Raw genomic sequence first — 12089 nt, 5'->3', positions numbered from 1 at the left:
ACGCCTGGCGGTGGGGCATGCCGGCCGAGCAGGTCGCCGACCTGTTGCCGGCCGCGGTCGCGGCGCTGGAGTGGATCGGCGGGCACGCTGGATTCCTGCGCTACCAGGACACTTCCGGGCACGGTCTCGCGAACCAGGGGGTGGAAGGACTCCGGCGACGCGATCCGGTTCGCCGACGGCAGTTTCGCCACCGGGCCGATGGCGTTGTGCGAGGTGCAGGCGTACGCGTACGACGCGGCGATCCGAGGCGCCGAGTTGCTGGACGCCTTCGGTCAGCCCGGCGGCGACCGCTGGCAGCGGTGGGCCGGCGAGCTTCGCACCGCGTTCCGGGAGAAGTTCTGGGTGACCGACGCGTACGGGCCGTTCCCGGCGGTCGCGCTGGACGGCACCGACCGATCGACCGGTCGACACGGTGACCAGCAACATCGGCCACCTGCTCGGCACGGGGCTGCTGACCGAGGCCGAGTCGGCGCTGGTGGCCGCCCGGCTGGGCGGACCGGCGATGAACTCCGGCTATGGCCTACGTACGCTCGCCGCCGACTCGGTCGCGTACGCGCCGGACAGCTACCACCGCGGGTCGGTGTGGGCGCACGACACCGCGATCGCGATCGCGATCAGCGGCCTGGTCGCCGACGGGCATTTCGAAGTCGCCGCGTCGCTCATCGACGGCCTGCTGGCGGCCGCCGCCAACTTCGGTTACCGGATGCCCGAGCTGCACGCCGGCGACCAGGCGGGCGACCTGCCGGCCGCTGTCCCGTACGCGACGGCCTGCCGGCCGCAGGCCTGGTCGGCGGCCTCCGCGGTGGCGGTGCTGACCGCGGTCCTGGGGCTGCGCGTGCACGTGCCGGCGAAGCGGGTGGAGCTGCGGCCGATGCGGCCCAGCCCGGTCGGCCCGTCACCGCCACCGGTCTACGGGTAGCCGGTCGTACGTTCGGCGCCGCCATCGACGCGTCCGGCTCTCCTTCCAGCTAGCCGCTGAACTGCGGTTCCGTACGGGGGTTAGGTCTGGGATCTGGGATCTGGGTCTAGGGCGAAGGTCAAGGTCTGCCCTGCGGGCGGCGCCTCTAGGAAGAACGGAGTTTGGGTGCGGGCGGTGCGTTGGGTGGGTGGTTGGGCTGCTTGTTCTCCCCGTCGGCGCCCAAGGGCAGCACATTTCCTGGCCCGGCGGCGGAGCTTGGGTGGGTGGTTGCGTTTGGTTCGCCGCCGCCGGGTCAGGAAATGTGCAGGGCTGCGCCCGCCGACGGGGAGAACAAGCAGCCCACACTCGCGAAAAAAGCACATCCCCTCACCCCCACTTCATCGACCCTCACGCGACCCCCACTCATCCGTCGACTTCGCTACTCCACGCCACCATCGTGCCGGATTTGGCTACTCTCCGCGACATCCTTTGTTGATCTTGGTTAGTTTGCCTACCCAAACCAGACATTTCAGTCCGATGTCCGTTTTGGGTAGGCCAACTAACCAAGATCAACAACTCTCGTCCCGAAGAGTGGGACGGGCACGCCGCAGGGACCCCATCAGTCCCAGCTGTCACAGGTTGGGGGTCGAGTGCGGTACAAAAGCCTGCACTCGACGTCGAGTGGTGGATAAAGTCCCGCACTCGACGACAAGCACCCCGGCAAACGACTCGGGAAACCGGACAAATAGGGCACAGAACTAACCAACGTCATCACCAGCAGCGCGAGGTGTCCGGTCTCCCCCCGTCGGCGGGCGCAGCCCTGCACATTTCCTGGCCCGGCGGCGGGGCACCCAGGCCGGGGCACGGCACCCAAGCTCCGCCGCCGGGCCAGGAAATGTGCTGCCCTTGGGCGCCGACGGGGAGAACGGACCACCGCAACCCCGCACCCAAACGCCACGCCACGCCACGCAGCCAAACAAGCCAACCCGGGATCCACCCTCCCCCGAGGCAACCGCCGCTCTTGACCTTGACCTTCGCCCCTGACCTTCGCCCCTGACCTTCGCCCTTGACCTTCGCCCTGGCCGTCGCCCCTGACCTGCGATCTCGCCCCTGACCTGCGATCTCGCCCCTGACCTGCGATCTCGACCTTGACCTTCGACCTCGAGCTTCGACCTCGCTGGCCGAGAATCAGTGGCCGGAGGCCGCGGAGGCGCCGGAGAGGCCGTCGGCGGCTTCTTCGACGAGCGCGGTGGCGGCGTCGATGGACATCGGCGGATAAAGGCCGTAGCCCTGGCCGCCGGTGCAGCCCAGCGCCTCCAGCTCGGCGCGCTGCTCGGGCGTCTCGATGCCCTCGGCGATGACCCGCAGGCCCAGGCTGGACGCGAGCGCGATGGTGCTGTTCACGATCGCGGACGCCTCGACGGAGTGGTGCATCGCCTTCACGAACGACTGGTCGATCTTGACTTCATCCACGCGTACGCGCGCCAGGAACGTCAGCGACGAATAGCCGGTGCCGAAGTCGTCGACAGCGATCTGTACGCCGATCGAGCGCAGGCCGTCCAGGACCTCCTCGACCACTTCCAGCTCGCTCATGATCACCGTCTCGGTGATCTCCAGCACCAGCTTGCTCGCCGGGATCCGGTATTTGCGCAGCATCCGGTCGATGTCGCCGGGCAGCGTACGGTCCAACAGGCTGCGGGCCGACAGGTTGACCGCGATCGGTACGTCCAAGTCGCCGGTGTGCCAGCTGCCAATGACCGAAAGCGCCTCGTCCAGCACCCACTGGGTGAACGGGTGGATCAGCTCGCTGCGCTCGATGATCGGGATGAACTCGCTCGGCCCGAGCAGCCCGCGCCGCGGGTGCCGCCAGCGGACCAGCGCCTCGGCGCCGATCGGCAGATCGGTGGCCAGGTCGATCAGCGGCTGCAGCTCTAGGAACAGCTGGTCGTCCTGGGTCAGTGCGTAGCGCAGCTCGGCGGCCAACAACGACAGCCGGTCGAGCCGGCCGCCGTCCCGTTCCGGTGAGTACGTGACGAGGTTGCGGCCGCTGCTCTTCGCCTCGTACATGGCGATGTCGGCGCGCCGCAGCAGCTCGGTGTGTGGGCAGCCGTCGGCCACCTCGGTGACGGCGAGCCCGACCCGGACCTCGACGGTCAGCGTGACGCCCTCGACCACGATCGGTTCGGCCAGCGCGCCCTGCAGCGCGCCAGCGCGCTCGATGGCCGCGTGCGCGCGTGCGCGGCCACCTCCGGGTCGACCTCGGGGGCCATCAGCAGCGCGAACTTGTCGCTGTCCAGGCGGCCCAGCTGCTCGCCGAGTGCCAGCCCGTCGCTCATCCGCTCGGCTACCCGTACGAGCAGGGCGTCGCCGGCAGAGTGCCCGAGCGTGTCGTTGACCTCCTTGAAGTGCGAGAGGTCGAACAGCAGCAGCGCGAAGGCCGCTTCCGGACTGTCGTTCACCGGGTGCGTACGCCGGAGGTCGATCAGATCCAGCAGCCGGCTCCGGTTGATCAGGCCGGTGAGCGTGTCGTGCGAAGCCTCATAGCGGGTACGGTCCGCGAGCTCGCGGATCTGCTGGTGCGCACTCGCGTTCGCCAGCGCGGCGGCCACCGCGTCGGCGAAGGTCGACAGCGCCAGCCGGTCCCGCTCGCCGAGGTCCACCTGGCTGCGGAAACACAGCCGCAACTCGCCGACCACCTCGCCGTCGTGGGCCAGCGTGGACGGCACCACCAGCGGCTCGGACCGCAGCAGCGCGCCGGGCGCGCCGCGCCGCGCCACCGGAGCCGCGCCGGTCGCCGCGGGTCAGCCGCCACTGCGGCGGCGCGTACGCGGAATCGATCTCGACCACGTCGGCGGCGAACATCTCGGCCGCGCCGGAGATGGCCGCGTCGATGACCTGGTCCTGGTCCAGCTGGTTGAGCGCCCTGGTCGCGGCGGCGAGCTGATGCCACGTACGGCGTTCCACCCGCGTCCGGGTGCGGCCGAGATGGCCCTGGTGGACGAGCCAGAGCACCGGCGGGATGGCCAGCAGGCACCACGGTTGCAGCTTGCCGATCTCCAACACGCCGATCGAGACGGCCGCGTTGCCCAGCAGCACCACCAGCGAGATGGGCCGGCCGGTCGCGAACACCTTCAGCGGCGGGATCTGCTGCGCGAGACCGATAGCGACGGCTATAAGGACCGCGTTGACCAGCCAGCTGACCGCGGCCGCGGCGGCCAACAACGGCAGCACGCCGACCTCGACCGGCCCTCCCGGCACCCCGCCGGCCAACCGGAAAACCGACACGCCAGCGGTGGTCGCGATGATCAGGACAGACGCGTTGACGATGGCCTTGATCGGCGGCCGACGCCGGGCCAGGTCGGCCAGGCCCATCCCGAGCCCGGCCGCCAGCACCACCCAGCCGCCGCCGACCAGGGCCAGCGCGATGATGAGAGCGGCCTCACTCCAGTCCGAGATCAGCCGGTGGCTGCCGAACCGGAGCGGCACGTTGATCCAGTGACACCCGAGGAAAAGACCGAAAGCCACCGCGACTTTTGGCCACTCCTGTACGGGGTCAGCGGCAGCTTGGCTGGCCGCGAGGGCAAGCAGCCCTCCGGCCAGCACAGCAACACCAGCGACATAAAGCCGCAGTGGCTGCGCGCCGGTCACCCCAGCCGCAGCACCCACCCCCTGCCACCCCCCAGCCTGCCGATCCCCGTGCAGGTCGAAAGCAGGTCACGACGATCTCGTCTAGCCCTTCCATTGGGCTAAACGCCACTGCCATACGACCCCAGCGCCACTAAGGTCGCGGGCACGACGTGTCCGCCTGACGTCCGTCGAGGATGTCAGACACAGCGACGAGAAACTAGTCATTGACATAACTAAATGCCTAGCCCCAGTTGTCTCCGCGCTCCATCGAAATCACCCCCTTTCGCGAATCAGGGGGAGTTTTCTAGTGCCAGCACGCAGAGCATCGGGGGCTCAATGCGCCCTGGAGTCCTCTTCGTCGGAATTAATGTCCCGAACTGTCCGGTTTTTTCGTGGAACTCTCGGCGTCTTTCGACTCTTTGACGGATTGTTCATCAAAACTGGTGGGCAGTCGCTTAATCCGCATATTCATGTTCCGAATCAGCAGAACAGTGGCAATAAGCAGCAGAAGAATGATGAACAGCCCGAGCGGGCCCGCCACTCCGCCGGGCACGTCGTCACCGAAATTGTTGGCGGCCAACACGTCTTGAGTGAAGGTGACGGCACTACTCGCGAGGACACTTACCACAACTGCCATGAACTCAGCCAATCCCTGGAGACCGCGGCAACTCTAACGTACGCGATTTGCTTACGTTCGACGGCCTTTTGACTCACAAATTGTTTAGACGTGCACACTCTCCGTAATTCCAGCGAACAGGTCGTCCTCCGGAATCCCAGTGTCCACCAGCGAACGGGCCAACTCATAGTCCTCGGTCGGCCAGGCTTTTCGCTGTACGTCCAGGGGGGTCTGGAACCACCGGCCGGTCGGGTCGACCTGAGTGGCGTGCGCGCGCAGCGCGTCGTCGCGAATGCCGAAATAGTCAGCGCAGGGCACCTGGGTGGTCACCCGCAGTGCGGCCTTGTCTTCCTCGTGGTTCTCCGACCACTTTTGAAGCCACTCTTCATAAGGCGACTCAAGGCCGGCGGCGACCGTCTCGGCGTGCAACGCCTCGATCCGCTTCCGGCTGAAACCCCATCTGGTAATAGAGCTTCAGCGGCTGCCACGGCTCACCGAACTCCTGGTAACGCTCGGGGTCACCGGCCGCTTCGAAAGCCTCCACCGAGACCTGGTGGCACATGATGTGATCGGGGTGCGGATAGCCGCCGTTCTCGTCGTACGTGGTGACCACGTGCGGACGGAACTCGCGGATCAGCCGTACCAGCGGGGCGGTGGCCACCTCCAGCGGCTGCAGCGCGAAGCAGTCCTCCGGCAGCGGCGGCAGCGGGTCGCCCTCGGGCAGCCCGGAGTCCACGAACCCCAGCCAGGCCTGCTCGACGCCGAGGATCTCCCGGGCCGCCTCCATCTCCTTGCGGCGGATCTCGCTCAAGTGCTCCCACACCTCGGGCCGATCCATCGCCGGGTTCAGTACGCTGCCGCGCTCACCGCCGGTGCAGGTGGCGACCATGACGCGCACCCCTTCGCGGACGTACCTGGCCATGGTGGCCGCGCCCTTGCTGGACTCGTCGTCGGGATGGGCGTGTACGGCCATCAGACGCAACTGTTCGGACACGCGGTCGTGCTCCTCGGTTTCTACCGGACGAAGGAGCCATGCGGGCGTACCACATGGCAGCGGGGCGGACTCAATTGTCCCTCGCTCGCCCAGTGCCAGAGCGCGCAGGCCCGATGGTCCGAGACCAACCGGAAAGTAACGCCCCGCACACGCCCGCCGCCGCACGTAGCGTGTTATGCCTGCAAACCGGCGCCAACCAACGAGCCATCAGCATGGCCCGCGAGGTTCTGACGCCCGGCAGTGCGACCGCCACCGATGGTAACGTCGGTGATTCGTCTTATCCGCCCATCGAGGAGCTAGCCGTGTCCACGACCGACCCCAAGGCCCATGCAACCTGGCTCACCCAGGAGGCGTTCGACCGCCTGAAGGCCGAGCTCGACGGACTGATAGCGAACCGCACCGCGGTGGCCGCCGAGATCAACGAGCGGCGCGAAGAGGGCGACCTGAAGGAGAACGGCGGCTACCACGCGGCCCGCGAGGAACAGGGCAAGCAGGAAGGCCGGATCCGCGAGCTCAACGAGCTGCTGCGGACCGCCGAAGTGCACCGGGCTCCGGACAAGGTCGACAAGGTCGAGCTCGGCGTCGTGGTGAGCATCCACTTCGACGGCGACAAGGACGACACCGAGACCTTCCTGCTCGGGTCCCGCGAGATCGCCAAGACGACGACGCTGACCGTTTACTCTCCGGAGTCGGCCCTGGGTTCCGCGATCACCGGCCACCGGACCGGCGACACGGTCAAATACACCACTCCCACCGGGGCTGAGATCAAGGTCACGATCGACAAGATCGCGCCCTTCACGGGGTAGCGTCTGCGAAAGTTTGCCGGGCTCAGCGTCGAGTTCGTCCCCACCGACATTCTCTACTGCCGTGGGAGCCGTCGTGTCCAAGATCGATGACCTGCTCGTCAACGCCGCCCGCTACGCGGACACTTTCGACAAGGGTGACCTGCCGCGCCACCCGTCACTGGGTGTCGCGGTGGTCACCTGCATGGACGCCCGCATCAACCTCTACTCGCTGCTCGGCCTGGCCGAGGGCGAGGCGAACGCCATCCGAAACGGCGGCGGGGTGGTGACCGACGACGTGCTGCGTACGCTCGCGATCAGCCAACGGCTGCTCGCTCGGCACCGAGGTGATGCTGATCCACCACACCGGCTGCGGCATGCTGTCGATCACCGACGACGGTTTCGCGCGCTCGCTGGAGGCCGCTACCGGACGGCGTCCACGCTGGTCAGCCAATGCCTTCAGCGACCTGGACGCGACGTACGAGAGTCGATCGCCCGAGTCATGGACGACCCCTTCCTGCCGCACAAGGACGCGGTCCGCGGCTTCGTCTACGAGGTCGAAACCGGCAAGCTTCGCGAGGTAACCCGATAACTGCCGGTTCGTGTCGCCGGCCATAAAGGCCTGTGTAACTGTGCCCGGCCGGGCACACTCAACCTTCGTGAAGACGAATCCCCGCCCCGCGGCGGTCCTGCTCGCGTTGGTGTTGCTCGCGACACTCCCGGGATGCTCGCTGTTCGGCGACTCCGCGCCGGTCGCGGCGGCGAAGGCGTTCCTGACCGCCTGGGGCGCCGGGAAGTACGACGACGCGGCCGCCCAGACCGACGGCGGGTCCGGCGCCGAGGACGTACTCACCGCCGCGGCCACCGGGCTCGGCGCCCGCGCGTCGATCAAGATCGGCTCGGTCACCGAAAAGGACGGCGTGGCCACCGCGCAGTACACCGTGACGTGGCCGCTGGTCGGCGGCGCGCACCACCCGGGTCGTACGCGAACACCCTGCACACCGCCAAGTCCGGCGACAACGACCGGGTGCACTGGACACCCGCGGTCGTCCAGCCCACCCTCGGCGCCCAGCAGCGGCTGCAGGTGAACACGACCCTGCCGCCGCGGTCTGCGCTGTCCGACCGAACCGGCAGCCCGCTGTTCGCCGAACTCCCGGTGGTGGAGGTCGGCCTGGAGCCGCAGCACGTGACGGATGTGACCGGCGAGGCGAACACGCTGGCCTCCGCGCTGCAGCCGGAGGGAGTGGTGGCCGCCGACATTGTCAAGGACGTACAGAAGGCCAAGCCGACCGACTTCGTGCCGGTGATCACCCTCCGGCAGGACCGCTACAACCAGGTGAAGTCGCAGATCTACGACCTGCCGGGCGCGGTGTTCCACACCGCGCAGCGAACGCTCGCGGTGGACAAGACCTTCGCGCCGGCGCTGCTGGGCAAGGTCGGCGCGCCGACCGCCGAGGTACTCACCGAGAACCACCCACTCGGCAAGACCACCGGCGACATCGGCATCTCCGGGCTGCAGCGTGCACTCAACGGCCAGCTCACCGGCACTCCCAGCACCACCGTCGCCCGCATTGACAGCAGCGGCAACGCGCAGACCCTGACTTCCTTCGGCGGCAAGCCCGGCAGCCCGGTCAAGCTCACCCTCGACCCGAAGGTCCAGAAAGCGGCTCAGTCGGCGCTGGGCGGCGTCACGCTCGCGGCCAGCATCGTCGCGCTGCGGCCGTCCACCGGCGAGATCCTCGCCGTCGCGCAGACCAGCGCGCTGTCGTACGACATCGGGCTGAACGGCGCGTACCCGGCCGGCTCGACCTTCAAGATGATCACCGCGGGTGCGCTACTGGAGGCCGGTGGCGTCACCGAGAACTCCAGCGTGGCCTGCCCGGGCTCGCTGTCCATCGGCGGCAAGAAGTTCATCAACGAGAACTCCTTCGACCTCGGCCAAGTTCCCCTGCGAACCGCGTTCGCGCAGTCGTGTACACGACTTTCGGTGGCCTCGGCTCAAAACTGCCGACCACCGCGTTCACAACCGCCGCCAAGCAGTTCGGCATCGGGGCCGGCTGGGACCTGCCGGGCTCCACCTTCTCCGGCTCGCTGCCCACCCCGGCGAACACCACCGAGCAGGGCGCCGACGCGATCGGCCAGGGCAAGGTGCAGGTCAGTCCGCTCACCATGGCGCTGGTCGCCGGCGCGATCCAGCGCGGCAGCCTGCCGACGCCGTCCCTGATCGTCGGCCAGCCCGGCACCCCGAAAACCGCCCCGCCCGCCATCCCGGCGAACATCATCGGCCCGCTGCGCGACATGACCCGCGCGGTGGTCACCGACGGCACCGCGAAGGCGCTGCGTGATGTTTCCGGACTGGGCGGGAAAACCGGCACGGCGGAATACGGCACGGACACCCCGCCGCGTACGCATTCCTGGTTCGCCGGCTATCACGGTGACCTCGCGTTCGCGGTGTTCGTCTACGACGGCGCGACGCAACTCCCAACAGGCCGCGGTGCCGCTCGCCGGCAAGTTCATCGCCGCCCTCGGCTGACCCCCGGTCGTGACAATCGGAATCCGATTGTAACGACGGCGGGGGCTTGACCTGGGCGACGGCCGTACGAACCGGCCGATTGCTAGATGCGGCCGCGGGCAGGTAATGCGCTGATCCAGTCGGCTACTCGGCGCAGGTACGTCGTGGCCACCGTGAGTTGGTCAGCGGCGGGAACGAGAACCGCCGCATGGAAGACATGCGGAAGGCCCTGGTAAATATCGAGCGTCACTGGCGTTCCGGCAGCCTCCGCGGCCGCGGCGAAGCGCCGGGAGTCGTCCAGCAGAAGTTCGTCCGCGCCGACCGCGAGCAGGATCGGCGACAGTCCACCGAGTTCGCCGTAAATCGGCGACTGTGGTGCCACGTCCGGACGCGCCCCGGCCAGGTACTGGGTGGCGATCGGCCCCAGCATCGCCGGGTTGATCACGTCGCGGCCTTCGTTGGCCTTGATGGACGGGCTGTCGCCAACGAAATCGGTCACTGGTGACACCGAAATCACCCCACCCGGCAACGCGTCGCCGGCCGCCGCGAGAACCAGCAGGATCGACAAAACCAGCGTTCCGCCGGCGGACTCGCCGACCAGCAGAATCCGCTCCGCGGGCACGCCCTGATCACACAGGCTCCGATAGACGGCCACCACGTCGTCGATGGCCGCCGGAAACGGATGAGCCGGCGCGAGTCGGTAGTCGACCGCGAAAGCGGGGCGACCGGTGGCCTCGGACAGCCGCTGCGCCATGACCAGCTCCAGCGGCGGGTTGCTGATGCTGAAACCGCCGCCGTGGACGTAAATCGTCACCCCGTCCTCGGGCGTCGGTACTCGATCGGTGGCGGTGATCCACTGGCCCGGCACGCCGCCGCCGGGCTCGGCAGTACCTCGGACCGGTCCGCCTTCCCGGTAAGCACGGGTGGATCACGAAAGACTGTCGGCAGTTGCGCGCGTACGGCGGCCACCTCGGCGGGAGTGAACGGAACATGGTTAACAGGCATAGAAAAGTCCTTTCTGTAGACGTACGGGAACCGAAAGAGGGCAGCGTAAACGGGCCCACCAACGGTGAAAAAGCAAGGATCTCGACGGCTGGTCAGAACCCAGGCGGTCGAGATGAGGGAAGGAGCCGGAAAGAACTACCCGGCGTCGCTGCTGGCGACCGTAGTCATCGGCATCATCCTCATAAAGTCAGGTGCCACCCGACCGCCGCCGTCCTGGCCAACGTCGCGCAACACGTTGGCTACCTTCCCCCGGAGTTTCGTCCGCTGTCAAGTGCGCGTGACGGCGCCCACGCATGCAGCCCGCGGTACGTGCTGATCTACTCTCGCAAGTGGGGAGGTGCAGATGCCGTCCAATGACAACCCACCGGCCGTCCGGCCGGCCTTCGTGCTGCACGAACACCACAAGCCGCGGCACCATTTCGACCTTCGGCTGGAGGAAAACGGCGTTCTACGGTCCTGGGCGGTGCCTCGCGGAATGCCTCGCGAACCCGGCGAGAACCGGCTCGCGGTCGCCGTTCCCGACCATGACCTCGACCATCTCGACTACCACGACGCGAACAAGAGCATCGCCGACACTGGCTGGTGGGAAGAACACAACCGTACGGACAAACGGATTCTTTTCACCTTGCACGGACGAGCCGAGACCGTTCGCTATGCGCTTATTCAGACTTCCCGTGACTGGCTTGTCCATCGTACGGTCGAACAGCCGTGAGCCGGGCGGCCACTTCGGAGATCTCCAGCCGGGCGGGTTCAGTGTTGTCCAGGAAATCCAGCAGGGTACGACTGAACCGCCCCGGCTGATCACAGTGCGGGAAATGGCCAGCTCGCTCGAAGATCTCCAGCCGGCAGTCGGGAATCACCGACGCCGCCCGCTCGCCGTGCCGCATGGGAATCACCGGGTCGATGCTCCCCCACATCACCATGGTCGGCACATTTTCGGCCAGGTAGAGCCGATCCGTGCCGCTCACCCGCTGGCCGCCGATATCCAGCACACTGCGGGCGGTGTGCAGAAAGGCTTTCCGGCCTTCCGGGTCCGACAGCGACGCGAAATGCCGGGCGTATTCACGCAGCGTCGGCGTGGTCCCGATTTTCCACCGCTGCATCGTCCGGCCCATCCGGCTGGCCGCCGAGATCACCCGGCGATGGGCGATCACCGGCAACACCAGGCCGGCTCCCGGAAGCACCGCTGAGCGCAACACGGGGCTTACCGTACGGCCGAGACCGCCACTGCTGACCAGCACCAGTCGGTCGCAACTTTGCGGGAACTGGTAGGCGAACTGCATCGCTATCCCGCCACCGAGCGAGTGCCCGACGATGGTGGCGTGCTCGTGCCCGAGCGCCGCGAGCAGGTCGCGAACCCCGCTCGCGTACGCGCCAAGAGAATAATCTCCCCGCGGTTTCGCCGAGGATCCGTGGCCCAACAGGTCGGGGGCGATGAACCGGCGGCGGCTCGGGCTCAGCCGCTCCAGGACCGGCAACCAGGTCTCGGCACTCCCAGCGAGCCCGTGCAGCAGCACCACGACTTCGGTGTTTTCGCTGTCAGGCGCGGGTTCCAGCTCGCGATAGCCAACATCGTGGCCGTGTAGAGTAACCGTACGTACACTCACGGTCATCGGTTAGGCCTTTCGATTGGGGTGACATCCACGAGGTTACTC

Annotated in this window: 10 protein-coding genes and 3 pseudogenes; 6 read left to right on the top strand and 7 right to left on the bottom strand. The window is 67.6% G+C overall.

What is annotated here, in order from left to right; genetic code table 11:
• Positions 1-412: 412 nt before the first annotated feature.
• The gene (locus GNX96_RS59230) at positions 413-919 is read left to right on the top strand and encodes a glucosidase family protein (protein WP_279582898.1); all 507 of its coding nucleotides are present in this window, start codon (positions 413-415) and stop codon (positions 917-919) included.
• 1167 nt (positions 920-2086) lie between these two features.
• Here GNX96_RS59230 and GNX96_RS41655 read toward each other — a convergent pair.
• The 5 genes and pseudogenes from GNX96_RS41655 to mca all read right to left on the bottom strand — a co-directional run bounded on the left by GNX96_RS41655 (position 2087) and on the right by mca (position 6114).
• The gene (locus GNX96_RS41655; protein ID WP_163573097.1) at positions 2087-3073 is read right to left on the bottom strand and encodes a putative bifunctional diguanylate cyclase/phosphodiesterase; all 987 of its coding nucleotides are present in this window, start codon (positions 3071-3073) and stop codon (positions 2087-2089) included.
• Positions 3052-3507, bottom strand: coding sequence for a diguanylate cyclase domain-containing protein (locus GNX96_RS41650; RefSeq protein ID WP_163573096.1), 456 nt, complete (start codon positions 3505-3507; stop codon positions 3052-3054). Before GNX96_RS41650 ends, GNX96_RS41655 begins: the two co-directional genes overlap by 22 nt.
• On the bottom strand, positions 3437-4564 hold the full coding sequence (locus GNX96_RS41645) for a hypothetical protein (RefSeq protein ID WP_163573095.1): 1128 nt from the start codon (positions 4562-4564) through the stop codon (positions 3437-3439). The genes GNX96_RS41650 and GNX96_RS41645 overlap by 71 nt, the downstream gene beginning before the upstream one ends.
• A 325-nt stretch (positions 4565-4889) precedes the next feature.
• Entirely contained in the window at positions 4890-5174 is a 285-nt protein-coding gene (locus tag GNX96_RS41640; RefSeq protein ID WP_279582897.1) for a hypothetical protein, read from the bottom strand.
• A 72-nt stretch (positions 5175-5246) separates the two neighbouring features.
• Positions 5247-6114: pseudogene (mca, locus tag GNX96_RS41635) on the bottom strand (mycothiol conjugate amidase Mca).
• A 323-nt stretch (positions 6115-6437) separates the two neighbouring features.
• Here mca and greA point away from each other — a divergent pair.
• The 4 genes and pseudogenes from greA to GNX96_RS66305 all read left to right on the top strand — a co-directional run bounded on the left by greA (position 6438) and on the right by GNX96_RS66305 (position 9500).
• Positions 6438-6941 (top strand): transcription elongation factor GreA, encoded by a 504-nt coding sequence (gene greA, locus GNX96_RS41630; RefSeq protein ID WP_279582896.1) that lies wholly within the window; start codon positions 6438-6440, stop codon positions 6939-6941.
• A 73-nt stretch (positions 6942-7014) separates the two neighbouring features.
• Positions 7015-7509: pseudogene (locus GNX96_RS41625) on the top strand (beta-class carbonic anhydrase).
• Between the two features lie 67 nt (positions 7510-7576).
• Positions 7577-8005: an NTF2-like N-terminal transpeptidase domain-containing protein gene (locus GNX96_RS41620; protein ID WP_163573093.1), complete on the top strand. Its 429-nt coding sequence runs from the start codon at positions 7577-7579 to the stop codon at positions 8003-8005.
• Positions 7945-9500, top strand: a pseudogene (locus tag GNX96_RS66305) (penicillin-binding transpeptidase domain-containing protein). Before GNX96_RS41620 ends, GNX96_RS66305 begins: the two are co-directional and overlap by 61 nt.
• Positions 9501-9532: 32 nt before the next feature.
• On the opposite strand, the gene GNX96_RS41605 reads toward GNX96_RS66305, so the two are convergent.
• Positions 9533-10297: an alpha/beta hydrolase gene (locus tag GNX96_RS41605; RefSeq protein WP_279582895.1), complete on the bottom strand. Its 765-nt coding sequence runs from the start codon at positions 10295-10297 to the stop codon at positions 9533-9535.
• Positions 10298-10777: 480 nt separating this feature from the next.
• On the opposite strand from GNX96_RS41605, the gene GNX96_RS41600 reads away from it, so the two are divergent.
• The gene (locus GNX96_RS41600) at positions 10778-11146 is read left to right on the top strand and encodes a DNA polymerase ligase N-terminal domain-containing protein (protein ID WP_163573090.1); all 369 of its coding nucleotides are present in this window, start codon (positions 10778-10780) and stop codon (positions 11144-11146) included.
• Here GNX96_RS41600 and GNX96_RS41595 read toward each other — a convergent pair.
• The gene (locus GNX96_RS41595) at positions 11094-12047 is read right to left on the bottom strand and encodes an alpha/beta fold hydrolase (RefSeq protein ID WP_163573089.1); all 954 of its coding nucleotides are present in this window, start codon (positions 12045-12047) and stop codon (positions 11094-11096) included. The two genes, GNX96_RS41600 and GNX96_RS41595, sit on opposite strands and share 53 nt — an antisense overlap.
• Between the last annotated feature and the right edge of the window lie 42 nt (positions 12048-12089).

The sequence above is a fragment of the Fodinicola feengrottensis genome, from assembly GCF_010993775.1.
GTDB classification, from domain to species: Bacteria; Actinomycetota; Actinomycetes; order Mycobacteriales; family HKI-0501; genus Fodinicola; species Fodinicola feengrottensis.
The sequence above is the reverse complement of the archived record's forward strand: the minus strand, read 5'-3'. Positions and strand labels throughout refer to the sequence as shown.

Excerpts from the sequence above, each read along its gene's own strand:
- GNX96_RS41600 (WP_163573090.1), top strand. The coding sequence starts at position 10,778 with ATGCCGTCCAATGACAACCCACCGGCCGTCCGGCCGGCCTTCGTGCTG.
- GNX96_RS41595 (WP_163573089.1), bottom strand. The coding sequence starts at position 12,047 with ATGACCGTGAGTGTACGTACGGTTACTCTACACGGCCACGATGTTGGC.